Genomic DNA, 25,292 nt, shown 5'->3' on the forward strand with positions numbered 1-25,292 from the left:
CGCGCCTACCGTCCCTCGCGTGCCGCGATCAGGTCACGGCCGTGCTCCTGGAGCGAACGGACGCCGACATCCCCGCGGTTGAGCGCGTCGATGCCCTGGACCGCCGCCGCCAGCGCCTGGACCGTGGTCAGGCAGGGCACGCCCCGGGCGACGGCCGCGGTGCGGATCTCGTAGCCGTCGAGCCGGCCGCCGGTGCCGTAGGGGGTGTTGACGATGAGGTCGACCTGGCCGTCGTGGATGAGCTGGACGATGGTCGGCTCGCCGTTGGGTCCCTCGCCCTCGCCCTGCTTGCGCACCACGGTGGCGTCGATGCCGTTGCGCCGCAGGACCTCGGCGGTGCCCGAGGTAGCGAGCAGTTCGAAGCCGTGCTCGACCAGGGCGCGGGCCGGGAAGATCATGGCCCGCTTGTCCCGGTTGGCCACGGAGACGAACGCCCGGCCCTTGGTGGGCAGCGCGCCGTACGCCCCGGCCTGGGACTTGGCGTAGGCCGTGCCGAACACCGAGTCGATGCCCATGACTTCGCCGGTGGAACGCATCTCGGGGCCGAGCACCGTGTCCACGCCGCGCCCGTGCACGTCCCGGAACCGGGACCACGGCATCACGGCCTCCTTCACCGAGATCGGCGCGTCCAGCGGCAGCGTGCCGCCGTCGCCCCGCGCCGGGAGCATGCCCTCGGCGCGCAGTTCGGCGATGCTCGCGCCCAGGGAGATCCGGGCGGCGGCCTTGGCCAGCGGCACGGCGGTGGCCTTGGAGGTGAACGGGACGGTCCGCGAGGCGCGCGGGTTGGCCTCCAGCACGTAGAGGATGTCCCCGGCCAGCGCGAACTGGATGTTGATCAGGCCGCGGACGCCGACCCCGCGCGCGATGGCCTCGGTCGAGGCGCGCAGCCGCTTGATGTCGTGGCCGCCCAGGGTGATCGGGGGCAGCGCGCAGGCGGAGTCGCCGGAGTGGATGCCGGCCTCCTCGATGTGTTCCATCACGCCGCCCAGGTACAGCTCCCGGCCGTCGTAGAGGGCGTCCACGTCGATCTCGATCGCGTCGTCGAGGAACCGGTCGATGAGCACCGGGTGTTCGGAGATCAGCCCCGCGTGCCGCCGCAGGTACTCCGCCAGCGACGGCTCGTCGTACACGATCTGCATGCCGCGCCCGCCCAGCACGTAGCTGGGGCGGACCATCACCGGGTAGCCGATGCCGCCCGCGATGGTCTTCGCCTCCTCGAAGGAGAACGCGGTCCCGTACTTGGGCGCGGGCAGGCCCGCCTCGGCCAGCACCCGGCCGAACGCGCCGCGCTCCTCGGCCAGGTTGATCGCCTCGGGCGACGTGCCCACGATGGGGACGCCGTTGTCCTTCAGGGCCTGCGCCAGGCCGAGCGGGGTCTGCCCGCCCAACTGCACGATCACGCCGGCGACCGGCCCGGCCTGGGTCTCGGCGTGCACGATCTCCAGGACGTCCTCCAGGGTGAGCGGCTCGAAGTAGAGCCGGTCGGAGGTGTCGTAGTCGGTGGAGACGGTCTCGGGGTTGCAGTTGACCATCACGGTCTCGTAGCCGGCGTCGCTGAGCGCGAAGCAGGCGTGGACGCACGAGTAGTCGAACTCGATGCCCTGGCCGATGCGGTTGGGCCCGGAGCCCAGGATGATCACGGCGGGCTTCTCGCGCGGGGTGACCTCGGTCTCCTCGTCGTAGGACGAGTACAGGTACGGGGTGCGGGCGGCGAACTCGGCGGCGCAGGTGTCCACCGTCTTGTAGACCGGGCGCACCCCCAGGGCATGCCTGACCTCGCGCACGACGTCCTCGCGCAGGCCGCGCAGGCCCGCGATCTGGGCGTCGGAGAAGCCGTGCCGCTTGGCGGTGGCCAGCAGGTCGGGCGCGAGCAGGTCGGCGGCGGCCAGCTCGTCGGCGATCTCCTTGATCAGGAAGAGCTGGTCCACGAACCAGGGGTCGATCCGGGTGGCCTCGAAGACCTCCTCGCGGGTGGCGCCCGCGCGGATGGCGCGCATCACCGTGCCGAGCCGGCCGTCGGTGGGGATCCGGGCGGTGGCCAGCAGCTCGTCCTTGTCGCCGGGCTCGCCGGTGAAGTCGAACGGGGCGTCCTTCTTCTCGACCGACCGCAGCGCCTTGTTGAGGGCCTCGGTGAAGTTCCGGCCGATCGCCATGGCCTCGCCCACCGACTTCATGGTGGTGGTCAGGGAGGCGTCGGCGGCCGGGAACTTCTCGAACGCGAAGCGCGGGACCTTCACCACCACGTAGTCCAGGGTGGGTTCGAAGGAGGCGGGCGTCTTCTCGGTGATGTCGTTGGGGATCTCGTCCAGCGTGTAGCCGATGGCGAGCCGGGCGGCGATCTTGGCGATGGGGAAGCCGGTCGCCTTGGAGGCGAGCGCCGAGGAACGCGAGACGCGCGGGTTCATCTCGATGACGACGATCCGGCCGTCGTCGGGATCGACGGCGAACTGGATGTTGCAGCCGCCGGTGTCGACGCCGACCTCGCGGATGACGGCGATGCCGATGTCGCGCAGGATCTGGTACTCGCGGTCGGTGAGGGTCATGGCCGGGGCGACGGTGATGGAGTCCCCGGTGTGCACGCCCATCGGGTCGAGGTTCTCGATGGAGCAGACGACCACGACGTTGTCGTTCCGGTCGCGCATCAGCTCCAGCTCGTACTCCTTCCAGCCGAGGATGGACTCCTCCAGGAGCACCTCGGTGGTCGGCGACAGGGCCAGGCCCTGCCCGGCGATGCGACGCAGTTCCTCCTCGTCGTGCGCGAAGCCCGAGCCGGCACCGCCCATGGTGAACGAGGGGCGCACCACCACCGGGTAGCCGCCGAGCGCGGCGACCCCGGCGAGGACGTCGTCCATCGAGTGGCAGATCACCGAGCGGGCCGACTCGCCGTGCCCGATGGCCTCCCGGACGGCGGCGACGACGGCCTTGAACTGCTCGCGGTCCTCACCCTTGCGGATGGCCTCCACGTTGGCGCCGATCAGCTCGACGCCGTAACGGTCGAGGGCACCCGACTCGTGGAGCGCGATCGCCGTGTTGAGCGCGGTCTGGCCGCCGAGGGTCGGCAGCAGCGCGTCGGGGCGCTCCTTGGCGAGGATCTTCTCGACGAACTCCGGGGTGATCGGCTCGACATACGTGGCGTCGGCGATCTCCGGGTCGGTCATGATGGTCGCCGGGTTGGAGTTGACGAGGATGACCCGCAGCCCCTCGGCCTTCAGCACGCGGCACGCCTGGGTGCCGGAGTAGTCGAACTCGGCGGCCTGCCCGATCACGATCGGGCCGGAGCCGATGACCAGGACGGACTGGATGTCGGTGCGCTTAGGCACGCTGGCCCTCCATCAGGGACACGAAGCGATCGAAGAGGTAGGCCGCGTCGTGCGGGCCCGCCGCCGCCTCGGGGTGGTACTGGACGCTGAAGGCCGGCCGGTCGAGCAGCCGCAGTCCTTCGACGACGTTGTCGTTGAGACAGACGTGGGAGACCTCGACCCGGCCGTAGGGCGTGTCGGAGACCTGGTCGAGCGGCGCGTCGACGGCGAAGCCGTGGTTGTGGGCGGTGACCTCGACCCGGCCGGTGGCCAGGTCCTTCACCGGCTGGTTGATGCCGCGGTGGCCGTACTTCAGCTTGAACGTGCCGAAGCCGAGCGCGCGGCCGAGGATCTGGTTGCCGAAGCAGATGCCGAACAGCGGCGTGCCGCGCTCCAGCACGCCGCGCATCAGGGCGACGGGGTGCTCGGCGGCGGCCGGGTCGCCCGGGCCGTTGGAGAAGAAGACGCCGTCGGGCCCGGCCGCGTACACCTCGTCCAGGGTCGCGGTGGCCGGCAGCACGTGGACCTCGATGCCGCGCTCGGCCATCCGGTGCGGGGTCATGCCCTTGATGCCGAGGTCGACCGCGGCCACGGTCAGCCGCTTCTCCCCGATCGCGGGCACGACGTACGTCTCGGTGGTGGCGACCTCGGTGGCCAGGTCGGCGCCGGTCATGGCCGGCGAGGAGCGGACGCGCTCCAGCAGCGCGGCCGGGTCGCCGAGGGCGGCGCCGGAGAAGATGCCCGCCCGCATGGCGCCGCGCTCGCGCAGGTGCCGGGTGAGGGCGCGGGTGTCCACGCCGCTGATGCCGACGACGCCCTGCGCGGACAGCTCGTCGTCCAGGGTCCGCACCGAGCGCCAGTTGGACGGGGTGCGGGCGGGGTCGCGGACGACATAGCCGGCGACCCAGATCCGCCGGGACTCCGGGTCCTCGTCGTTGACACCGGTGTTGCCGATGTGCGGCGCGGTCATCACGACCACCTGGCGGTGGTAGGAGGGGTCGGTGAGGGTCTCCTGGTACCCGGTCATGCCGGTCGAGAACACGGCTTCCCCGAAGGTCTCGCCGACCGCGCCGTAGGCACGGCCGCGGAAGACCCGGCCGTCCTCGAGGACCAGCACGGCGGGCGCCGCGGCGGTGTGTCCGGGGGAATGTCCGGCGGAGGGGGTCATCGTGCGCCTTCCTGGGGGGTCTCGCGGGTGGTGCCGGTGGACCTCCGGGCCCACCAGAAAGGGAGCAATGTCGGCTGCCGCCTTTTGCCTGTGAAATACACTGTAGATCTAGTAATAAGGCTAGAGCAGCTCTCTGGTAAGTGCGTCGTGGGTCGCCGCTGGCCGCGGCGGCGGCTGCGTCAGATGAGTATAAGGGACAGGGTGGTGCCGGTGGTGCGGGGGGAGCCGGTGACGGCGGGAGCGCCGGGCACAGGGGCGTCGAACGGTGAGAACGCCCCCAGCGCCTCGATCCACTCGGCGTGCTCGGCCGGGTGGTCGGCGCGGAACCCGGAGTCGAGGAGCCGGTCGCCGTGCTCCCAGGTGATGACGAGCAGGCCGCCCTCGGTGAGGACCTTGCCGGCGATGCCCTTGTCGAGGCGGGCGCCGCGGATGCGGCCGGCCGGGATGAGGAAGTCGCCCGCGCCGGGGCGGACGACGGAGACGCCCGCGCCGGTCAGCGCCAGCTCGGCCCGGCTGCGGACGCCGAGTCCGTGCGCCACGATGCGGTCCAGCCAGCGGCCCGCGGTGGTGGTGCCGTGGTACCGGCCGGTCATCCGCAGCCGCGGCTCGCGGGAGCCGGACGGCAGGGGCGGCGGCTCGGGCAGGTCGCCCTGGAGGGGGGCCCGCCACTTCCAGCCCTCGCGCATCAGCCAGTACACGAGGACGACGAACAGCAGCAGCCCGACCACCCAGCCGACGCGGGCGGCCCAGTCGGTGACCTCCTGGGAACGGCGCTCGGCCTCCGCCACCACCAGCGCCGGGGTCTGTCTCGGGATCATGCCAGCTCACCGTCCTTCACCGTGGCCCGGCCGCGCAGGAACGTGTGGACGACGCGGCCGGGCAGCTCGCGTCCGCGATACGGGCTGTTGCGGCTGCGCGAGGCGAACCCGGCCGGGTCCACGACGGCGCGGTGCGCCGGGTCCAGCAGCGTGAGGTTCGCCGGCTCGCCGGGGGCGACGGGCCGGCCCTGCCCGGCGAGGCGGCCGATGGCGGCCGGGCGGGCGGACATCCGGTCGGCGACACCCGTCCAGTCCAGCAGGCCGGTGTCGACCATCGTGTGCTGGACCACGGCGAGCGCGGTCTCCAGCCCGATCATCCCCATGGCCGCGGCACCCCACTCGCAGTCCTTGTCCTCGTGCGGGTGCGGGGCGTGGTCGGTGGCGACGCAGTCGATGGTGCCGTCCGCCAGCGCCTCGCGCAGCGCGAGCACGTCGGCCTCGGTCCGCAGCGGCGGGTTCACCTTGTAGACCGGGTCGTACGAACGGACCAGGTCGTCGGTGAGCAGCAGGTGGTGCGGGGTGACCTCGGCGGTGACCTGCCAGCCCTTGGACTTGGCCCAGCGGACCAGTTCGACGGAGCCCGCGGTGCTGAGGTGGCAGACGTGCACCCGGGAGCCGACGTGCGCGGCGAGCAGCACGTCGCGGGCGATGATCGACTCCTCGGCGACGGCGGGCCAGCCGGTCAGCCCCAGCTCGGCGGAGACGACGCCCTCGTTCATCTGGGCGCCCTCGGTCAGCCGGGGCTCCTGCGCGTGCTGGGCGATGACCCCGCCGAACGCCTTCACGTACTCCAGGGCCCGCCGCATGATCACGGCGTCGTCCACGCACTTGCCGTCGTCGGAGAAGACCACGACCCCGGCGGCGGAGTCGTGCATCGCGCCCAGCTCCGCCAACTGCTTGCCCTCCAGGCCCACGGTGACCGCGCCGACCGGCTGGACGTCGCAGTACCCGGACTCCCGGCCCAGGCGCCAGACCTGCTCCACGACGCCCGCGGTGTCCGCGACGGGGAACGTGTTGGCCATGGCGTGGACGGCGGTGAATCCCCCGGCGGCGGCGGCCCTGGTGCCGGTGAGGACCGTCTCGGAGTCCTCCCGGCCCGGCTCGCGCAGGTGGGTGTGCAGGTCGACCAGGCCCGGCAGCAGGACCAGCCCGTCGGCCTCGACCACGTCCGCGCCCGCGGCCGGCAGCCCGTTCCCGACCTCGGCGACCGTCTCGCCGTCGATCAGGACGTCCCGCGCCCGGCCGCCCAGGACCTTCGCACCGCGGATCAGTGTCCGGCGGCTGTCACTCATGCTCGATCTCCCAGATTCTCCGTCAGGCGGGCGGGGGCGGCCGGGGCGCCGCCCAGCAGCAGGTACAGGACGGCCATCCGGACGCTGACCCCGCCGGACACCTGCTCGACGGCGGTGCAGCGCGGCGAGTCCGCGACCTCGGCGGTGATCTCCATGCCCCGGTTCATCGGCCCGGGGGGCATCACCACGGCGTGCTCCGGCATGCGGGCCATGCGGGCGCCGTGCAGGCCGTACCGGCGGGCGTACTCGCGCTCGGTGGGGAAGTAGGCGGCGTTCATCCGCTCGCGCTGCACGCGCAGCATCATCACGGCGTCCGACTTCGGCAGCACGGCGTCGAGGTCGTAGGAGACCTCGCAGGGCCAGTGGTCCACGCCGATCGGCAGCAGCGTCGGCGGGGCGACGACGGTGACCTCGGCGCCGAGCGTCGTCAGCAGGTGGACGTTGGAGCGGGCCACCCGGCTGTGCAGGATGTCGCCGACGATCGTGACGCGGCGGCCGGACAGATCGGCGCCGGTGCCGCCGGACGCGCCGCCGACCAGGCGGCGGCGCAGGGTGAACGCGTCCAGCAGCGCCTGGGTGGGGTGCTCGTGGGTCCCGTCGCCCGCGTTGACGACGCTGCCGCCGATCCAGCCGGAGGTGGCCAGCCGGTGCGGGGCGCCGGAGTCGTGGTGCCGGATGACCACGGCATCGGCGCCCATGGCCTCCAGGGTGAGCGCGGTGTCCTTCAGCGACTCCCCCTTGGAGACCGAGGACCCCTTCGCGGAGAAGTTGATCACGTCGGCGGACAATCGTTTCGCCGCCGCCTCGAACGAGATCCGGGTGCGGGTGGAGTCCTCGAAGAACAGGTTGACGACGGTCCGCCCGCGCAGGGTCGGGAGCTTCTTGATCGGCCGGTCGGCGACGCGGGCCAGCTCCTCGGCGGTGTCGAGGATCAGCACGGCGTCGTCGCGGGTGAGGTCGGTGGCCGAGATGAGGTGGCGCATCATCTGGTGCCTTCCGTGGGTCGAGGGGGAGCGTGCCGGTGCGAGGGGAGCCTTCGGCGGCGGGCGCTACCGCTCGCCGGAGGGGGCGCGCTCGCGCACGCCCAGCAGCACGCCGTCACGGCCGTCCTCCTCGGTGAGCAGGACCCTGACCGTCTCCCGCAGGGAGGTCGGGATGTTCTTGCCGACGTAGTCGGCCCGGATCGGCAGCTCGCGGTGGCCGCGGTCCACCAGGACGGCGAGCTGCACGGCGCGCGGGCGGCCGATGTCGCCCAGCGCGTCCAGGGCCGCCCGGATGGTGCGGCCGGAGAAGAGCACGTCGTCGACGAGGACGACGAGCCGGCCGTCGACACCGTCGCCGGGGATCTCGGTGCGCGCCAGGGCGCGGGCCGGGCGCAGCCGCAGGTCGTCCCGGTACATGGTGATGTCGAGGGAGCCGACGGGCACCGGGTGGCCGGTGATCTCGCGCAGCTTGCCGGCGAGCCGGCCGGCGAGGAAGACGCCACGGGTGGGAATGCCGAGCAGCACCACGTCGTCGGCGCCCTTGGCGCGTTCGACGATCTCGTGGGCGATGCGGGTCAGTGCCCGCGCGATGTCCGGCGCCTCCATCACGGAGCGGGCCGGAGCCGGGGTGTCGCTGTCCATACGAAACGGACCTCCTTCCCCGCCTCACGGGACGGGCCTTAAAGGACGTCTGGCCGATCGGGCCCGACAATAGCAGGCCGGATCGGTACGCTGCGCATCGCCCCTGGTCAGGGACCGACTGCCGGTCCTCCGCTTGACGAGGCTTATTACGCTGCGTAACCTCACAGTGAGTTACGAAGTAGCCGTCCGGGGAGACACATGTCCAGCGAATACGCCAAACAGCTCGGAGCCAAGCTCCGGGCCATCCGCACCCAGCAGGGTCTGTCGCTTCACGGGGTCGAGGAGAAGTCCCAGGGCCGGTGGAAAGCGGTCGTGGTCGGCTCCTACGAGCGCGGCGACCGGGCCGTGACCGTGCAGCGCCTCGCGGAGCTGGCGGACTTCTACGGGGTCCCGGTGCAGGAGCTGCTGCCCGGTTCGACTCCCGGGGGTGCCGCCGAGCCGCCGCCGAAGCTCGTGCTCGACCTCGAACGGCTCGCGAACGTGCCGAGCGAGAAGGCCGGGCCTCTGCAGCGGTACACCGCGACGATCCAGAGTCAGCGCGGTGACTACAACGGCAAGGTGCTGTCCATCCGTCAGGACGATCTGCGCACCCTCGCCGTGATCTACGATCAGTCGCCCTCCGTGCTGACCGAACAGCTCATCAGTTGGGGCGTGCTGGGCGCCGACGCGCGCCGCGCGGTGCAGGCCGAGGAGTCCTGATTCCTCGCGGTGGGGGGCGGGCCCGGCCGGGCCCGCCCCCCACCGGGCCCTAACGGCGGAGCGTGGGCTTGAGGTCCTTCAGCCTGCCGAGCAGACCGTTCACGAAGGCCGGCGAGTCATCGGTGGAGAACTCCCTGGCGAGCTGCACGGCCTCGTCCAGCACCACCGCGTCGGGCGTGCCGTCCTGCCAGATCAGCTCGAAGGTGCTCAGCCGCAGGATGTTGCGGTCCACGGCCGGCATGCGGTCCATCGGCCAGCCCACGGTGTACTGGGCGATCAGCTCGTCGATCCGCTCCGCCCGCTCGGCGTACCCCTCCACCAGCTCCCGGGTGTACTCGCTGACCGGTGGCTGCCGGTCGTCGGTCCGGGCCAGCCGGACCCAGTCCGCGAGGACCTCGTGGGGCGCGGCGTCGCGCTGATCCGCCTCGAAGAGGATCTGGAGCGCGCGCTTGCGGGCCTTGCTGCGGGCAGCCACGGTTAGTTGTTCACCCGGCCAAGGTAATCGCCGGAGCGGGTGTCGACCTTGATCTTCTCGCCCGTGGTGATGAACAGCGGGACGCCGATCTCGTACCCGGTCTCCAGCCGCGCGGGCTTGGTGCCGCCGGTGGAGCGGTCGCCCTGGACGCCCGGCTCGGTGTACTCGATGACCAGCTCGACGGCGGCCGGAAGCTCCACGAACAGCGGGTTCTCCTCGTGGATGGCGACCGTGCACTCCTGGCCCTCCAGGAGGTAGTTGGCCGCGTCGCCCACGGTGTCCGGGCTCACGTAGAGCTGGTCGAAGGTCTCGGTGTCCATGAAGACGAAGTCGGCACCGTCCTTGTAGGAGAACTGCATGCCGCGCCGGTCCACGGTGGCCGTGTCGACCTTGGTGCCGGCGTTGAACGTCCGGTCCACCACCTTGCCGGAGAGTACGTTCTTGAGCTTGGTGCGTACGAAAGCGCCGCCCTTGCCGGGCTTGACATGCTGGAACTCGACAACGGACCAGAGCTGGCCCCCGTCGAGCTTGAGCACCATGCCGTTCTTGAGGTCGTTCGTGGTGGCCACGGTCGCGGATTCTCCTACAGACTGCCTTGGGATGACCGCGGTTCCCCGCGCGGCCCCGGCAGGGCTCACAGAGCGAGGAGTTCCTTGGTCGTGATGGTGAGTAGCTCGGGTCCGCCGTCCGCGAGCGAGCGGACGACGAGCGTGTCGTCGATCCGGACACCGCCCCGGCCTGGGAGATGCACCCCCGGCTCGACGGTGACCGGAACACAAGGGCCCAGTCTACCCATGGCGGCGGGTGACAACCGAGGGTCCTCCCCGATCTCCAGACCCACCCCGTGTCCGGTGACCGGCCCGAGCGCCGTGCCGTGCCCGGCCGCGGCGAGCACGTCCCGCGCGGCCCGGTCCACCTCGCGGTACTCGGCGCCCGGCGCCAGCGCCTCCCGGGCCGCCCGCTGGGCGTTGAAGACGACCTCGTACAGCTCGATCTGCCAGTCCGCCGGGCTGGTCCCGATGACGAACGTCCGGCCGATCTGGCAGCGGTAGCCGCGGAACCTGGCGCCCAGCCGGACCGTCAGGAAGTCGCCCTCCTCGACCCGGCGGTCGGTGGGCCGGTGCCCGGCCAGCCCGGAGTGGCCGCCGGTCGCGACCGAGGTGGGGAACGCCGGGCCGTCCGCGCCGTGGTCCACCAGACGGCGTTCCAGCTCCAGCGCGAGATGGCGCTCGGTACGGCCCACGAGGATCGACTCCAGCAGCTCCCCCAGCGCCCGGTCGGTGATCTCGGCCGCCACCCGCAGCGCCGCGATCTCGTCCTCGTCCTTCACCAGCCGCTGCGCCTCGACCGCGCAGCCCAGGTCGGTCAGCTTCATCCCCGGGGCCGCCGAGGTCACCGCCCGGTGCCGCGCGACGGTCAGGTGGTGCTCCTCGACGGCGAGCGCCTCCGCGCCCGCCCGCGCGGCCAGCTCGGCCGCCGCCACGGCCGGGTCGTCGGCGCCGTCGAGCGCCACGGCGCGCAGCCCGCCCTCCTCGGCCACCGGCGGCCCGGCCGGGTCGCGCGCCGGGTCCCAGTGGCCGAACAGCACGTCGTGCCCCGCGTGCCCCACCAGCAGCGCCGCCCCCGGCGGCACGTCGCAGGGTCCTGACCCCGTGGCGGGCACGGAACCGGCCAGGGAGCGGACGTTGGCCGGCCGGGAGATCAGAGCGGCCACGCCACCCGCGGGCGAACAGCGGGACCGCAGCCGTGACCGTCGGGCCGCGTGTACCTCGGACATGGCCCGAGCCTAAGCGGGACCCGGGCGCCTCGGCCGCCTGGAGAGGGCCGGACGGGCGCGCGTCACCACTGGGGCGGGCTGGAGAGGCTGTGGGCCACCGCGTCGTCCAGCATCCGTGCCGTGGTGGCCACGTCGTGCCGCGAGTTGTCGATGATGGGCAGCCCCGACCCGTACCAGCCGGCCATCCGGCCGTGGATCGTGGCGACTTCCTCGTCGGACAGCCGCCGGGTGCCGGTGCGGGCCGCGTTCCGCTCCAGGACGACCTCCAGGCCCGGGAGCAGCACGATGGGGATCAGCCCTGGGCCGACGTGCCGCTTCCAGCCGCCCAGGCCCACCGCGGGCCGGTCGGGGAAGACGGCGTCGTCCAGGATGCAGGAGATCCCGTTCGCCAGGTAGTTCCGCGCGGCGAAGCCGCAGGTGCGGCGGGCCAGGCGGTACTGGGCCTCGGAGCGGTCGTCCCAGCCGGACCGGGGGTCGGCGAAGCCGGAACGCACCCATTCGCGCACGTCGTCCAGGCTGATGTGGGCCGTCGGCACCGGTCTGCGGTCCGCCCAGAACCGGGCCACGGTCGTCTTGCCGGCCCCGGCCGGCCCGATCAGCAGCACCGCCACCCCGGCGTGCGCGGCGTCCGGCACGGCCGCCCCCGGCACGGGGGCCGGGGGCGGCCGTGCCGGACGCCGCGCACGCCGGGGCCGGCCCTTTTACACCTCTCCCAGCCCCCCCGACAGGCAGGAAACCCCGATGGCGTCTTCCTCTTTGAAAAAAAAAACTTCCACTCCACCTCTACACCGCTCCCCTACATCCCACTCTCTCAACCTACACCCCGCACAAGAGAGCCACGCACCCGCGGATCGGGCCGGTGCCCGAAGAAGACGTAGGTGGGTCGCGGACGCACCGCCCCGGGGGAGTCCCCGTCCCCCCCCCCGCCCCGCCCGACGGCACCACGGCCGGACACCTCCGGCCGTGGTGCCGTCGGGCGGGGCGGGAGGAGGCACGGGCATTCCACCGGGCTGTTGCATCCGCTACCCACCTACGTCTTCTCCGGGCACGGCCGCGATCGGCGCGTGCATGCCATCTGTGTGCGGTGAAACGCTCGGCACGGCCGCGGAGTGCCGTGCCCCGCTCAGCCTGCCATCTCCTCGGCGAGCGCACGCAGCGCCAGGAGATACGAGCCGATGCCGAACCCGGCCACCGTGCCGCTGGCGACCGCCGCGACGACCGAGGTGTGCCGGAACTCCTCCCTGCGGTACGGGTTGGAGATGTGCACCTCGATCAGCGGGGCGGTGCGCTGGGCGGCGGCGTCGCGCAGCCCGTACGAGTAGTGCGTGAACGCCCCCGGGTTCAGGACGACGGGGATCGCGCCGTCCGCCGCCTCGTGCAGCCAGCGGATCAGCTCGCCCTCGTCGTTGGTCTCCCTGACCTCCACCGCGAAGTCCAGCTCCTCGCCGAGCGCGCCGCAGCGCTCGACCAGTCCGGCGTAGGAGGTCGAGCCGTAGACGTCGGGCTCGCGCGAGCCGAGACGGCCGAGGTTGGGCCCGTTGAGGACCAGGACGGGGCGGCTCACGCGGCGATCTCGGCGTGCGCGGCCAGCAGCATGGCGGGGTCGGGGCCCTCCAGCACGGACGGCCTGGCCAGGCCGTCCAGGACGATGAAACGCAGCCGGTCGCCGCGTGATTTCTTGTCGATCCGCATGGCCTCCAGCAGCCGGGGCCACTGGTCGCCCCGGTAGGTGACCGGCAGGCCCACGGCGGTCAGGATCGCCCGGTGCCGGTCGGCCGTGGCGTCGTCCAGGCGGCCGGCGATCCGGCCCAGCTCGGCGGCGAAGACCATGCCGACCGAGACGGCCGCGCCGTGGCGCCAGTTGTAGCGCTCGTTCTTCTCGATGGCGTGCCCCAGCGTGTGGCCGTAGTTGAGGACCTCGCGCGGCCCGGCCTCCTTGAGGTCGCCGGAGACCACGTCGGCCTTGACCCGGATCGACCGCTCGGTCAGCTCGGCGGTGTGCGGGCCGTCGGGGCGGCGGGCGGCCTGCGGGTCGGCCTCGATCAGCTCCAGGATGGCCGGGTCGGCGATGAACCCGGCCTTGATGATCTCCGCCAGCCCGGACACGTAGTCGTGGACCGGGAGCGAGCCGAGGGCGGCGAGGTCGCACAGGACCCCGGCCGGCGGGTGGAAGGCGCCCACGAGGTTCTTGCCCTCGGCGGTGTTGATGCCGGTCTTGCCGCCCACCGCCGCGTCCACCATGGCCAGGACCGTGGTGGGTACGGCGATCCAGCGCACGCCGCGCAGCCAGGTGGCCGCCACGAACCCGGCCAGGTCGGTGGTGGCGCCGCCGCCGACGGCGACGACGACGTCGGTGCGGGTGAAGCCCGACTGGCCCAGGGCCCGCCAGCAGTAGGCGGCGACCTCGGCCGTCTTGGCCTCCTCGGCGTTGGGCACCTGGACGGCGATCGTCTCGTAGCCCTGGCCGGCGAGGTCCTCGCGCAGCACCTCGCCCGTCTCGGCGAGCGCCTCGGGGTGCAGTACGGCGACGCGCCTGGCCTCGCCGCCGATGAGCCCGGGCAGCTCGCCCAGCAGGCGGTGGCCGATCAGCACGTCGTACGGCGCGGTCCCCGCGCCGGCGCCGACGGTGATCCGGGTGGGGGTGTCCGTGGGGCTGTCCTGCCCGGTGGTGGTCATGCTGTCCTGAGCTCCAATGCGTCGAGCACCGCCTGGACGACCTCGTCCGGCGTACGGTCCGCGGTCTGCACGACCGCGCGGGCGACCTCGGTGTACAAGGGGCGTCGTTCCTCCATCAGAACGCGCCAGCGCTGCCGGGGGTTCACCGCGAGCAGCGGGCGCGCCGTGTCCAGGCCGACCCGGTGGACGGCCTCGGCGAGGGCGACGTCGAGGAAGACCACGGGCCGCCCGGCCAGCAGGGCGCGGGTGCCGGCGTCGAGGACGGCGCCGCCGCCCAGCGACACGACGCCGTCGTGGCCGGTGACGGCGGCGCGCACGGCGGCGGCCTCCAGCGCGCGGATCCGCGGCTCGCCGTCCTCGACGAAGATGTCGGCGACGCTCTTGCCGGCCGTCCGCTCGACGTCGGCGTCGGTGTCGCGCAGCGTGACGCCCAGCCGCTCGGCCAGCAGCGCGCCCACGGTGGACTTCCCCGCCCCGGGCGGCCCGACGAGCACCGCGGCGGGCCCGGGCATGGTGGACTCCCCGCCCCGCGGCGCGGAGTCCCCGCGCGGGACGCCGTCGCTCACCGGACCCCCAGGTTGTCCAGGAACCCGGTGACGTTGCGGCGGGTCTCGGTGGCGCTGTCGCCGCCGAACTTCTCGGCCACCGCGTCCGCGAGCACCAGCGCGACCATGGCCTCGGCCACGATCCCGGCGGCCGGGACCGCGCAGACGTCGGAGCGCTGGTGGTGCGCGCGGGCCTCCTCGCCGGTGGCCACGTCCACGGTGGCCAGGGCCCGCGGCACGGTGGCGATCGGCTTCATCGCGGCCCGCACGCGCAGCAGTTCACCCGTGCTGAGGCCGCCCTCGGTGCCGCCGGAGCGGCCCGAGGCGCGCCGGATGCCGTCCGGGGTCGGCACGATCTCGTCGTGCGCGAGCGAGCCGGGGACCCGGGCCAGCTCGAAGCCGTCCCCGACCTCGACGCCCTTGATCGCCTGAATGCCCATCAGCGCGCCCGCCAGGCGGGCGTCCAGCCGCCGGTCCCAGTGGACGTGCGAGCCGAGGCCCACGGGCACCCCGTAGGCCAGCACCTCGACCACGCCGCCCAGGGTGTCGCCGTCCTTGTGCGCCTGGTCGATCTCGGCGACCATCGCCTCGCTGGCGTCCGGGTCGAGGCAGCGCACCGGGTCGGCGTCGAGCCGCTCGGTGTCGCCGGGGCCCGGGTACGCGCCGTAGGGGGCGCGGGCGCCGCCCAGCTCCACCACGTGGGAGACGATCTCGATCCCGGCCGTCTCCTTCAGGTAGGAGCGGGCGACCGCGCCGAGGGCGACGCGGGCGGCGGTCTCGCGGGCGGAGGCGCGCTCCAGGATGTTCCTGGCGTCGTCCACGCCGTACTTCTGCATGCCCGCGAGGTCGGCGTGGCCGGGGCGGGGGCGGGTCAGCGGGGCGTTGCGGGCCAGGCTCGCCAGCTCCTCGGGGTCCACCGGGTCGGCCGCCATGACCTTCTCCCACTTGGGCCACTCGGTGTTCCCCACCATGACCGCCCCCGGGGAGCCGATGGTCAGGCCGTGCCGGACGCCCCCGAGGAACGTGACCTCGTCGCGCTCGAACTTCATGCGCGCCCCCCGGCCGTAGCCGAGGCGGCGGCGGGCCAGCGCGTCCGCCACCAGGTCCGTGGTGACGGGCACCCCGGCGGGCAGTCCTTCCAGCGTCGCCACGAGTGCGGGGCCATGCGACTCCCCCGCCGTCAGCCAGCGCAGCCTGCTCAAGGGTGCTCCTCAACGATGTCGTCGCCGTGCGGTGTCATCCCCGATCCTGCCATGCCCGTGGCGGGCTTCCCCCGGCCGTCTGACCTGCGAGACACCGGGCGCCGGCCGACGCCGGGACGGCGTCGCGCGGTTCAGCGGGCGGCCAGGGCCGCGAGGCCCGCTTCGCGCATCTCCTTCAGCGGAGCGGGCGCCAGGCCCGTCATCGCCTCGACCTGGAGGACCGCCTGGTGGACCAGGAGGTCCAGGCCCCCGATGACCTCGCCGCCGCGCCGGGTCCAGGCCGCCGCGAGGGGCGTGGGCCAGGGGTCGTACAGCACGTCGAAGAGGGTGCCGGGCGCGCCGGGCACGGCCGCGGCCAGCTCGTCGGCGGCGCCCGCCGGGGTGGTCGCGACGACCAGCGGCGCGTCCAGCGCGCGGTGGGCCAGCGACCAGTCCTCGGTCCTGACGGCGACGCCGAGCCGTTCGCCCCAGCCGCGCATCTCGGCCGCGCGCCCGGGGCTCCGGACGTAGGCGGTGACCTCGCCGTCGCAGATCTGGGCGAGGGCGGCCAGCGCCGAGGAGGCGGTGGCCCCGGCGCCGAGGACGGCGGCGGCGGGCACCCGGGTCACGCCGTGCTCGCGGAGGGCCTCCACCAGGCCGGGGATGTCGGTGTTGTCGCCGAGGAGGCGGCCGTCGGGCGCGCGGACCACGGTGTTGACGGCCTCGACGGAGGCGGCCGTCGTGCTGAGCCCGTCGAGCAGCGGGATGATCGCGCGCTTGAGCGGCATGGTGAGCGACAGGCCCGCCCAGTTCGGGCCGAGTCCGGCGACGAAGCCGGGCAGTTCCTCCTCGTCCACCTCGAACCGGCCGTAGGTCCAGCCGGTCAGGCCCATCGCCCGGTACGCGGCGCGGTGCAGCGCCGGGGAGAGGGAGTGGGCGATGGGCGAGCCGAGGACGGCGGCCCGGCGGGCGTTCGGCGCGGCGGTCATCAGCCGTCCCCTTCTTCCTCCCGGGCCTGGGCCTGGGCCTCGTTGAAGTCGGCGACGTTCCGGTCGTGTTCGTCGGGGTCGGCGGTGAAACGGGTGTCGCCGGGCCGGACGGTGACGAAGTAGAGCCAGTCGCCGTCGGTCGGGTTCAGCGCGGCCTCGATGGCCTGGTGTCCGGGGTTGTCGATCGGACCCGGCGGCAGGCCGTACTCCTGGTAGGTGTTGTACGGCGATTCGAGCTGGGTGTCCGCGATGGAGGTGTCCAGTGTGGAGCGACCCATCGCGTAATTGATGGTCGAGTCGAACTGGAGCATCATGTCGATGTCCAGCCGGTTGTAGATGACCCGGGACACCTTGCCGAACTCGTCGTCCGCCTGCGCCTCGGCCTGGATCAGGGAGGCGATGACGAGGATCTCGCGGGGGGACCGGTCCAGCCGCGCGGCCTCCTCCGCCAGGCCGATCTCCTCGAACTCCGCCTCGGCGCGGTCCACCATCTGCCGGAGCACCTCCTCGGGCGCGGTGTCCGAGGCGATGTCGTAGCGGGTGGGGAAGAGGAAGCCCTCCGGGTCGCCCTCGGCCCAGTCCGGCAGGCCGAGGTCGGCGGTCCCGGCGACCTCCTCGGTGGTGCCCTCCGCCAGGCCGAGGTAGGTGTCGACGGTGGCGTAGACCTGGGTGGCGCGCAGCCCCTCGGGGATGGTGAGCGCGCTGACGGCGGACGGGTCGAGGAGCAGCTCGACGGCCGCCTCGGCGGACATCTGTTCACGGAGGACGTAGACACCCGCCTGGATACGGGGCCCGTCGGCACCGGCGGCCTCCACGAAGGCGTCGTGGCTGGCGACCACGCCCTCCTCCTTGAGGATGTTGCCGATCTGGGAGACCGAGGAGCCGGACGGGATCTCGATCTGGACCTCGCCGGTGCCCTCGCCCGCGTAGTCGGGCGCCGGGCCGAAACGGTCCTGGTAGAACTGGTATCCGTACCAGCCGACACCGCCGACGCCGCCCACCACCAGGATCGCGGCGGCCAGGCAGCCGTAGCCGCCGCGCCGCCGTTTGGGCCGGTCGCCGCGCCGGCCGGACCGCCGGGGCGCCTCGTCCCTCGGGCGGGGGTCGTCGTCCCCGTCGCGGCCGAAGAAGTCGGGGGTCGCCGGGTCGGGCCGCGGCTCCGGGTCCCACTCGGTCTCCCGGTCGTTCCCCGACACGGGCGGCGGCTCGTGGTGCGGCTCGTGATGCGGCGCTGCGGCACCGGGATGTTCCCGCTCCGGCGGGGGCGCGTAGCCCTGGTGGTCGTGCGTCGGCGCGTAGGGGTCCTGGTACTGCTGTCCGGTGGGGTACGGCTCGGCCTGCTGCTGGGGCTGATGCTGCCGGCCGTAGGGGTCGGTGCCGTAGTACTGGCCGGTGCCGGGGTCCCAGCCGCCCTGCTGCTGCGGGTACTGGTCGGGGTAGTACGGCTGGTGCGGCTGCTGGTGCGGGTCCCAGGGCTGCTGCTCCTGCTGCCCGCCGTACTGGTCCCAGGAGTTCTGCTGTCCCTGCGGGGAGACCGCGCCGTCGTAACCGCCGGTCCACCCCTGGTCCCCGTAGAGGGGGTCCTCGGGGTGCCACGGTTCGGAGCCGGGACCCCGGCCATAGTCAGTCATCGATCCCCTTGTGCCGCAAGGCGGCGACCGCTCCCCCCGGCCCCGCGGTCGCCCTTCCGCGCGAACGTTACCGCACCGCGATCAGACAACCACTTCGACGCACTGCCCCGGCGGGCGGCCCGCGCTCCGTTCCGTGTCCAGCGCGCTCTGCAGGATGACGACGGCGGCGGCCTGGTCGATCCGGGCCCGGCCCTTCTTCTCCTTGACGCCCGACGCCCGCATCCCCCGGGTGGCGGTGACCGTGCTCAGCCGCTCGTCCACCAGCCGGACGGGGACCGGCGCGATCCGGCGGGCGGTCTGCTCGGCGAAGGCCCGCACCCGCGTCGCGGCCGGGCCCTCGCCCCCGTTGAGGGAGCGCGGGAGCCCGACCACGACCTCGATCGGCTCGTACTCGGCGACCAGTTCGGCCAGCCGCCGCTGCGCGGCGGGCACGTCCCGCCCGGGCACCGTCTCCACCGGGGTGGCGAGCAGCCCGTCGGGGTCGCTGCCGGCGACCCCGATCCTGGCCTCCCCGCCGTCGACGCCGAGCCGCCTGCCGCGGCGCATCAGGCGGCGCCCGCGACCTGGCGCTCGATGGCGGCGAGGGCCTCGTCGATGGCGGCCGGGTTCTGGCCGCCGCCCTGCGCCACGTCGGGCTTGCCGCCCCCGCCGCCGCCGAGGGCCTTGGCGGCGGTGCGCACCAGGTCACCGGCGGCGAGCCCGCGTCCGCGGGCGGCCTCGTTGGTGGCGACGACGGTCAGCGGACGGCCGCTCACCACGGTGAACAGGGCGACGACGGCGGGCCGTTCGCCGGGGATCCGGCCGCGCACGTCCAGCACGAGCTTGCGCAGGTCGTCGGCGGTGGTGCCGTCCGGGACCCGCCCGGCCGCCCGGGCCACCCCGCCGATGTCGCGGGCGCCCGCCGCCAGACCGCCGGCGGCGGCCAGGACCTTCTCGGCGCGGAACCGCTCGATCTCCTTCTCCGCGTCCTTCAGCCGGCCCAGCATCCCGGAGATCCGCTCGGGCAGCTCCTCCGGGCGGCCCTTGAGCAGCTCGGTGAGCTGGGCGACGACCGTGTGCTCGCGGGCGAGGAAGCGGTACGCGTCCACGCCGACGAGGGCCTCGACGCGGCGCACGCCGGAGCCGATGGAGGACTCCCCGAGCAGCTTGACCAGGCCGAGCTGGGCGGTGTTGTGCACATGGGTGCCGCCGCACAGCTCCTTGGAGTAGTCCCCGATGGTGACGACGCGGACCCGGTCGCCGTACTTCTCGCCGAACTCGGCGATGGCGCCCTGCTTCCTGGCCTCGTCCATCGACATCACCTCGGCGGTGACGTCGAGTTCGCGGGACAGCACCTCGTTGATCTTCTGCTCGACGTCGGCGAGGACGGTGCCGGGCACGGCGGCCGGGGAGCCGAAGTCGAAGCGGAAGCGGCCCGGCGAGTTCTCCGAACCGGCCTGCGCGGCGGTCGGGCCGAGCGCGTCGCGCAGCGCCTGGTGGGTGAGGTGGGTGGCGCTGTGGGCGCGGGCGATGGCGCGGCGGCGCTGGATGTCGATCCGGCAGTGCGTGCCCGCCCCGACCGTCACCTCGCCGACCAGGACCTCACCCTTGTGGACGATGACGCCGGGCACCGGCTGCTGGACGTCGCGGACCTCGACCACGGCGCCGGACTCCAGGCGCAGCCGGCCGGTGTCGGCGAGCTGGCCGCCGCCCTCGGCGTAGAACGGGGTGCGGTCGAGCACGACTTCCACCTCGTCGCCCTCCTGGGCGGCGGGGGCGGAGACGCCGTCGACCAGCAGCCCGACGACGGTGGCCTCGCCGTCGGTCCTGGTGTAGCCGATGAACTCGGAAACGCCGGCCGCGTCCGCGACCTCGCGGTAGGCCGACAGGTCGGCGTGGCCCTGCTTCTTGGCCCGGGCGTCGGCCTTGGCGCGGTCCCGCTGCTCCTTCATCAGGCGCCGGAAGCCCGCCTCGTCCACCGACAGGCCCTGCTCGGCGGCCATCTCCAGGGTCAGGTCGATCGGGAAGCCCCAGGTGTCGTGGAGCAGGAACGCCTTGTCGCCGGGCAGGACGGTGCCGCCCGCGGTGCGGGTCTCGGTGACGGCGGTGTCGAAGATGTTGGTGCCGGCCTTGAGGGTCTTCAGGAACGCGGCCTCCTCGGCCTCCGCGACCGTCTCGATGCGCTTGCGCTCGGTGAGCAGCTCCGGGTACTGCTGCCCCATGGCGCCGAGGACCACGTCCACCAGCTCGCCGACGACGGTCCCGGTGGCGCCGAGGATGCGCATGTTGCGGATGGCGCGGCGCATGATGCGGCGCAGCACGTACCCGCGGCCCTCGTTGCCGGGGGTGACGCCGTCTCCGATGAGCATCACGGAGGTGCGCATGTGGTCGGCGACGACGCGCAGCGAGACGTCGGACTCGGCGCCCGCGCCGTAGGCCACGCCGGTCAGCTCGCCCGCCTTGTCGATGACGACGCGCAGGGTGTCGGTCTCGTACATGTTGCGCACGCCCTGGAGGATCATCGCCAGGCGCTCCAGACCGAGGCCCGTGTCGATGTTCTTGGCGGGCAGGTCCCCCAGGATCGGGAAGTCGTCCTTGCCCTCGCCGGGGCCGCGCTCGTACTGCATGAAGACCAGGTTCCAGATCTCCACGTACCGCTCGTCGTTGACGGCGGGGCCGCCCTCGGGGCCGAACTCGGGGCCGCGGTCGTAGTTGATCTCGGAACAGGGGCCGCAGGGCCCGGGGACGCCCATGGACCAGAAGTTGGGTCCCATGCCCAGGCGCTGGATCCGCTCGGCGGGGACGCCGATGACGTCGCGCCAGATGCGCTCGGCCTCGTCGTCCCGCTCGTAGACGGTGATCCACAGCCGCTCGGGGTCCAGGCCGTAACCGCCGTCGGCCACCGGGGTGGTCAGCAGCTCCCAGGCGTAGCGGATGGCCCCTTCCTTGAAGTAGTCCCCGAAGGAGAAGTTGCCGCACATCTGGAAGAACGTGCCGTGCCGGGTGGTCTTGCCGACCTCCTCGATGTCCGGCGTGCGCACGCACTTCTGCACGCTGACCGCGCGCGGGTGGGGCGGGGTGGCCTCGCCGAGGAAGTACGGCTTGAACGGCACCATGCCCGCGGGGACCAGCAGCAGCGTCGGGTCGTCCGCGATCAGCGACGCCGACGGCACGACGGTGTGCCCCCGCTTCTCGAAGAAGCTCAGCCAGCGGCGGCGGATTTCAGCCGACTCCATCAGTGGTCCTCTTTTCCGTGTTCCCGTACTCGGGGGCGACCCGCTGTCCGGGGGCCGCGGTGATGTCGGTGGCCCGGCCGAGCGGGACCCGGCGGACGGGCGGCGGCAGCATCCGGCCGGCGGCGCCGGGATCCTCGGGGCCGAGGCCCAGGGCGTCGTTGAGCTCGTCCTCCCGCTGGGCCATCCCGGCCCTGACGTCGAGGGCGAACTGCCGGGCCCGGTGGCCGGCCTCGACGGCGCGGTCGGCCGCCCGGGCGGCGAGGCTCTCGGGCGTGAGGCGGCGCAGGGTGCGCTGGACCTTGGTGGTGGCCCAGACGCCGGCGGCGGCGCCGGTCGTGAACCAGAACGCTCGGCGGATCATGGGGGGATCAGTCCTTTCCCGACCGGCGGCGCCGGGCGGCGGGCACCCGCCGGGTCACGACGACGGGCTCGGCCGGCGGGGCGCCGCGGCGGCGCAGCGCCCGGCGGACGCCGTAGCCGAACGCGGCGACCTTCACCAGCGGCCCGCCGAAGGTGGACGCGACGGTGGCGGAGAGCGCCGAGGCGTTGGCGGCGACGTCCTGCACGTCGACGGCGATGGCCTCGACCCGGTCGAGCTGCGTCTGGGCGGAGCGGACGGTCTGCGACGCCTCGCCGAGCAGCGGAACGGCCTGCTCGGTCACGCCGTCGAGCAGCCTGGTCGCCGCCCTGAGCGTCTGGGCGAGCCTGACGAGGGCCACCGCGAGGAACGAGACGAGGATCGCCCAGAAGACGGCCACCAGCAGGCCGGCCACTTCTCCACCGGACACGTACGCACCGCTTCCCTCGGACGGGTTGTTTCTGGACAGCTTTCGGGTCGGCCGCCGCTCGCCTGGGCTGGCGGCCCGATCCGCGTGCGGCGGCAGATCCCGACCCTATCGCGCCCGGCGCCCGCGCTCGTACCGCATTCCGGCGTCCGTGCCAAGGGCGGCGGCCCACAATTGTACGTTCTGCATACCCCCGAGTACTCTGCGTGTCTCATGCGAGGCTTTCAGGATTCCGAGCCTCCGGCTCGGGAGACGACCAGGCTCGAACGCCCGGCGGGCAACCTCCCCGCGGAGCTCACCAGGTTCATCGGTCGGCACACCGAAGTGGCCGCGCTGATGCGGGAGTTGACGACGTCCCGGTTGGTCACGGTGACCGGGGTCGGGGGCGTCGGGAAGTCGCGCTGCGCCGTCCGGGCCGCCCGCGAGGCGCGGGAACGCTTCTGTGACGGCGTCTGGCTGGTGGAGCTGGCCGCCGTCCGCGATCCGGAACTGCTGGAGCACGCCGTGGTGGAGGCCCTGGGGGTCACCGACCACACCGGCCGCCCGCCGCGCGTGGTGCTCACCGAGCGGCTGGCCGAGCGGCGGCTGCTGCTGGTGCTGGACGGCTTCGAGCACCTGGTCGAGCAGTGCGCCGCGCTCGTGCACGAACTCCTGCGGCAGGCTCCCGGGTTGCGCATCCTGGCCACCGGCCGGTGCCCCCTCGGCGTGGCGGGCGAACGGCTCTACCCGCTGGCCCCGCTGGAGGCACCGGCCCCCGGCTCGGACGAGGCCGGCACGCTGGCGCCGCTGAGCGAGGCCGCCTGGCTGTTCGCCGAACGGGCCGCCGCCGTGCTGCCGGAGTTCACGCTGGACGAGCGGAACCACAAGCTGGTGGACGACCTGTGCCACCGGCTCGACGGCATCCCGCTGGCGCTGGAGCTGGCGGCGGGCCGGCTGCGCACGCTCTCCCTGGAGCAGACGCTCGCCCGGCTGGACGACCGGTTCCGGCTGCTGGTCGGCGGCAGCCGGGGCGCGCCGCCGCACCACCAGACGCTGCGCACGGCGATCGGCTGGAGCCACGAGCTGTGCACGCCCGCGCAACGGCTGCTGTGGGCCCGGCTGTCGGTCTTCGCCGGGCACTTCGACCTGGAGGCGGCGGAGTACGTCTGCTCGGGCCCCGACCTGCCGGCCGAGGAGGTGCTCGACGTGCTCACCGAACTGGTCGCGCAGTCGGTGGTGAGCCGGGAGGACGCGCTGTCCGGGGTGCGTTACCGGATGCTCGACACGTTGCGCGCGTACGGCGCGGACTGGCTGGCGGCGACCGGGGACACCGACCGGCTGCGGCGAAGGCACCGGGACTGGTTCACCGGGCTGGTGACGTGGTGCGAGCTGGAGTGGTTCAGCCCGCGGCAGGAGCAGGTCGCGCTGCGCGTGGACGACGAGATGACCAATCTGCGGGCCGCGCTCGACTTCGCCCTGAGCGACGGGGAGGACGCCCGGCTCGCGCTCTACCTGGCCGCGACGATGGCGTTCTGCTGGATCGGCTGCGGACGGCTGAGCGAGGGCCGGGTCTGGCTGGACCGGGCACTCCAGCTACGCACCGAGCACGCGGAGACCCGGCTGAAGGCGCTGTGGGTCGTCGGCTATGTCGCGGTGCTCCAGGGCGAGCCGGAGGCGGCGGTGCGGGCGCTGCACGAGTGCCAGGAGGGCGCGGAGCGCACCGGCAACGCCCGGGCCGCCGCGTACAGCCTGCACCGCACCGGCTGTCTGGCGCTGATCCAGGACGAGACGCAGCGGGCCGAACGGCTGCTGCGGGCCGCGCTGGAACGGTTCGACGAGGCCGGCGAGCTGAACAGCGACGTGCTGATGTGCCAGGCGCAGCTCGCCATGGCCATCGCCTTCCAGGGCGACCTGCCCGGGGCGGTGGCGCTGTGCGAGGAGGCCAGGGAAGTGGCGGACGAGCACGGCGAGCGGTGGGCGCGGACCTACGCGCTGTACGTGCTGGCCTTCGCGGCGTGGAGCAGGGGCGACACCGGCACCGCGCGGGCCCTGCTGGAGGAGTCCCTGCCGGTGAACCACACCTTCCGCGATCTGGTGGGCACGGTGCTGGCGCTGGAGCTGCTGGCCGGGATCACGGCCACCGAGGGCGACCCGGCGGAGGCGGCGGTGCTCCAGGGCGCGGCGGGCAAGCTGTGGGACTCGGTGGGGATGCAGCTCTTCGGCTCCAAGGCGTTCAACGCGCCGCATGTCGCCTGTCAGCAGCACCTGGTGCGGCGGCTGGGCGCGGCCCGGTTCCGCGAGTGCGTCCAGGAGGGCGAACGGCTGAGCACGGCGCGGGCCGTGGCCCGCGCGCTGCGGCGCCGGAACCGGGGCGCCGGGGAGCAGCCGGAAACGCCGGGCGGGGCCAGGGAGCTGACGGCGCGGCCGGAGCCGGCCCGGCCGGCCCTGCCGCCCGCTCCCCGCGCCGAGGGCGGGGAGCAGGAGCGGTCGGCCGGCGGTCAGCGGGCGTAGAACTCCACGACGAGCTGCTCGTCGCAGATCACCGGGATCTCGGCGCGGTTGGGGTCGCGGTCGAGGCGGAACGCGAGGCTCTCCAGATTGACCTGGAGGTAGCGCGGGGTCTCGCCCGCGCCCGCGTAGCCGCCCTCGCGGGCGACGAGGAACGGGTGCTTGGCGCGGCTGCGTTCGCGGACGGAGACGATGTCGTCGGGGCGGACGCGGTAGGACGGCTTGTCGACCTTGCGGTCGTTGACGGCGATGTGGCCGTGGACGACCATCTGGCGGGCCTGGTAGATGGTGCGGGCCAGGCCCGAGCGCAGGACAAGGGCGTCGAGGCGCCGCTCCAGCTCGATGATGAGCGCCTCGCCGGTCTTGCCGGTGACCTTGCGGGCGCGCTCGTAGGCGCGGACCATCTGCCGCTCGCTGATGTCGTACTGGGCGCGCAGCCGCTGCTTCTCCAGCAGCCGGACCTTGTAGTCGCTGTTCTGCTTCCGGCCGCGCCCGTGCTCGCCGGGCGGGTAGGGGCGCTTCTCGAAGTACTTGACGGCCTTCGGGGTCAGCGCGATGCCCAGGGCTCGCGACTTCTTGACCTTGGGACGCGACTGGTTCACGTTGAACGGACCTCCGTGTAAGTTAGGT

At 73.4% G+C, this 25,292-nt stretch carries 22 protein-coding genes and 1 pseudogene; 2 read left to right on the forward strand and 21 right to left on the reverse strand.

Going from position 1 to position 25,292, the window contains the following annotated elements; genetic code table 11:
* Positions 1-5: 5 nt before the first annotated feature.
* The 6 genes from carB to pyrR all read right to left on the reverse strand — a co-directional run bounded on the left by carB (position 6) and on the right by pyrR (position 8,202).
* On the reverse strand, positions 6-3,320 hold the full coding sequence (gene carB, locus BN2279_RS10440; protein WP_059008422.1) for a carbamoyl-phosphate synthase large subunit: 3,315 nt from the start codon (positions 3,318-3,320) through the stop codon (positions 6-8).
* Positions 3,313-4,467: a glutamine-hydrolyzing carbamoyl-phosphate synthase small subunit gene (gene carA, locus BN2279_RS10445; protein WP_059008423.1), complete on the reverse strand. Its 1,155-nt coding sequence runs from the start codon at positions 4,465-4,467 to the stop codon at positions 3,313-3,315. The genes carB and carA overlap by 8 nt, the downstream gene beginning before the upstream one ends.
* Before the next feature lie 179 nt (positions 4,468-4,646).
* A complete protein-coding gene (locus BN2279_RS10450; protein WP_079032053.1) occupies positions 4,647-5,285 on the reverse strand; it encodes a PH-like domain-containing protein in 639 nt (212 codons plus the stop codon).
* The gene (locus tag BN2279_RS10455) at positions 5,282-6,577 is read right to left on the reverse strand and encodes a dihydroorotase (protein WP_059008424.1); all 1,296 of its coding nucleotides are present in this window, start codon (positions 6,575-6,577) and stop codon (positions 5,282-5,284) included. Before BN2279_RS10455 ends, BN2279_RS10450 begins: the two co-directional genes overlap by 4 nt.
* The gene (locus tag BN2279_RS10460) at positions 6,574-7,563 is read right to left on the reverse strand and encodes an aspartate carbamoyltransferase catalytic subunit (RefSeq protein WP_059008425.1); all 990 of its coding nucleotides are present in this window, start codon (positions 7,561-7,563) and stop codon (positions 6,574-6,576) included. The genes BN2279_RS10455 and BN2279_RS10460 overlap by 4 nt, the downstream gene beginning before the upstream one ends.
* A 63-nt stretch (positions 7,564-7,626) precedes the next feature.
* On the reverse strand, positions 7,627-8,202 hold the full coding sequence (pyrR, locus tag BN2279_RS10465) for a bifunctional pyr operon transcriptional regulator/uracil phosphoribosyltransferase PyrR (protein ID WP_059008426.1): 576 nt from the start codon (positions 8,200-8,202) through the stop codon (positions 7,627-7,629).
* Between the two features lie 198 nt (positions 8,203-8,400).
* Here pyrR and bldD point away from each other — a divergent pair, with 198 nt between their 5' ends.
* Positions 8,401-8,901 (forward strand): transcriptional regulator BldD, encoded by a 501-nt coding sequence (bldD, locus tag BN2279_RS10470; protein WP_059008427.1) that lies wholly within the window; start codon positions 8,401-8,403, stop codon positions 8,899-8,901.
* Positions 8,902-8,950: 49 nt separating this feature from the next.
* Here the strand turns inward: bldD and nusB are convergent, their stop codons facing one another.
* The 14 genes and pseudogenes from nusB to BN2279_RS10540 all read right to left on the reverse strand — a co-directional run bounded on the left by nusB (position 8,951) and on the right by BN2279_RS10540 (position 22,178).
* On the reverse strand, positions 8,951-9,376 hold the full coding sequence (nusB, locus tag BN2279_RS10475; RefSeq protein WP_059008428.1) for a transcription antitermination factor NusB: 426 nt from the start codon (positions 9,374-9,376) through the stop codon (positions 8,951-8,953).
* A 2-nt stretch (positions 9,377-9,378) separates the two neighbouring features.
* Positions 9,379-9,945 carry an elongation factor P gene (gene efp, locus BN2279_RS10480; RefSeq protein WP_059008429.1) on the reverse strand — a complete coding sequence of 189 codons (567 nt, stop codon included), beginning with the start codon at positions 9,943-9,945 and terminating at the stop codon, positions 9,379-9,381.
* A 65-nt stretch (positions 9,946-10,010) separates the two neighbouring features.
* On the reverse strand, positions 10,011-11,153 hold the full coding sequence (locus BN2279_RS10485) for a M24 family metallopeptidase (RefSeq protein ID WP_059008430.1): 1,143 nt from the start codon (positions 11,151-11,153) through the stop codon (positions 10,011-10,013).
* Between the two features lie 62 nt (positions 11,154-11,215).
* Positions 11,216-11,818 (reverse strand): annotated as a pseudogene (locus BN2279_RS10490) (AAA family ATPase); the annotation flags it as partial.
* Positions 11,819-12,276: 458 nt separating this feature from the next.
* Complete coding sequence (gene aroQ, locus BN2279_RS10495; RefSeq protein ID WP_059008431.1) at positions 12,277-12,717, reverse strand: type II 3-dehydroquinate dehydratase; 441 nt, start codon at positions 12,715-12,717, stop codon at positions 12,277-12,279.
* Positions 12,714-13,829: a 3-dehydroquinate synthase gene (gene aroB / locus BN2279_RS10500; RefSeq protein WP_059008432.1), complete on the reverse strand. Its 1,116-nt coding sequence runs from the start codon at positions 13,827-13,829 to the stop codon at positions 12,714-12,716. The genes aroQ and aroB overlap by 4 nt, the downstream gene beginning before the upstream one ends.
* A complete protein-coding gene (locus tag BN2279_RS10505; protein ID WP_059008722.1) occupies positions 13,826-14,341 on the reverse strand; it encodes a shikimate kinase in 516 nt (171 codons plus the stop codon). The genes aroB and BN2279_RS10505 overlap by 4 nt, the downstream gene beginning before the upstream one ends.
* A 50-nt stretch (positions 14,342-14,391) precedes the next feature.
* Positions 14,392-15,576, reverse strand: coding sequence for a chorismate synthase (gene aroC / locus BN2279_RS10510; RefSeq protein WP_059008433.1), 1,185 nt, complete (start codon positions 15,574-15,576; stop codon positions 14,392-14,394).
* Positions 15,577-15,707: 131 nt separating this feature from the next.
* A complete protein-coding gene (locus BN2279_RS10515) occupies positions 15,708-16,544 on the reverse strand; it encodes a shikimate dehydrogenase (protein WP_059008434.1) in 837 nt (278 codons plus the stop codon).
* A complete protein-coding gene (gene mltG, locus BN2279_RS10520; protein WP_059008435.1) occupies positions 16,544-18,175 on the reverse strand; it encodes an endolytic transglycosylase MltG in 1,632 nt (543 codons plus the stop codon). The genes BN2279_RS10515 and mltG overlap by 1 nt, the downstream gene beginning before the upstream one ends.
* Positions 18,176-18,256: 81 nt before the next feature.
* Positions 18,257-18,721, reverse strand: a complete 465-nt coding sequence (gene ruvX, locus BN2279_RS10525) for a Holliday junction resolvase RuvX (RefSeq protein ID WP_059008436.1) — start codon at positions 18,719-18,721, stop codon at positions 18,257-18,259.
* The gene (gene alaS, locus BN2279_RS10530) at positions 18,721-21,390 is read right to left on the reverse strand and encodes an alanine--tRNA ligase (protein WP_059008437.1); all 2,670 of its coding nucleotides are present in this window, start codon (positions 21,388-21,390) and stop codon (positions 18,721-18,723) included. The genes ruvX and alaS overlap by 1 nt, the downstream gene beginning before the upstream one ends.
* Positions 21,377-21,751 (reverse strand): DUF6167 family protein, encoded by a 375-nt coding sequence (locus BN2279_RS30540; RefSeq protein ID WP_234347725.1) that lies wholly within the window; start codon positions 21,749-21,751, stop codon positions 21,377-21,379. The genes alaS and BN2279_RS30540 overlap by 14 nt, the downstream gene beginning before the upstream one ends.
* A 7-nt stretch (positions 21,752-21,758) precedes the next feature.
* Positions 21,759-22,178 (reverse strand): DUF948 domain-containing protein, encoded by a 420-nt coding sequence (locus BN2279_RS10540; RefSeq protein WP_059008438.1) that lies wholly within the window; start codon positions 22,176-22,178, stop codon positions 21,759-21,761.
* Between the two features lie 210 nt (positions 22,179-22,388).
* On the opposite strand from BN2279_RS10540, the gene BN2279_RS10545 reads away from it, so the two are divergent.
* On the forward strand, positions 22,389-24,665 hold the full coding sequence (locus BN2279_RS10545) for an ATP-binding protein (RefSeq protein ID WP_079032055.1): 2,277 nt from the start codon (positions 22,389-22,391) through the stop codon (positions 24,663-24,665).
* Here the strand turns inward: BN2279_RS10545 and rpsD are convergent.
* Complete coding sequence (rpsD, locus tag BN2279_RS10550; RefSeq protein ID WP_059008439.1) at positions 24,653-25,264, reverse strand: 30S ribosomal protein S4; 612 nt, start codon at positions 25,262-25,264, stop codon at positions 24,653-24,655. The two genes, BN2279_RS10545 and rpsD, sit on opposite strands and share 13 nt — an antisense overlap.
* Positions 25,265-25,292: the final 28 nt, after the last annotated feature.

It is taken from the genome of Streptomyces specialis, from assembly GCF_001493375.1.
Lineage (GTDB): Bacteria > Actinomycetota > Actinomycetes > Streptomycetales > Streptomycetaceae > Streptomyces > Streptomyces specialis.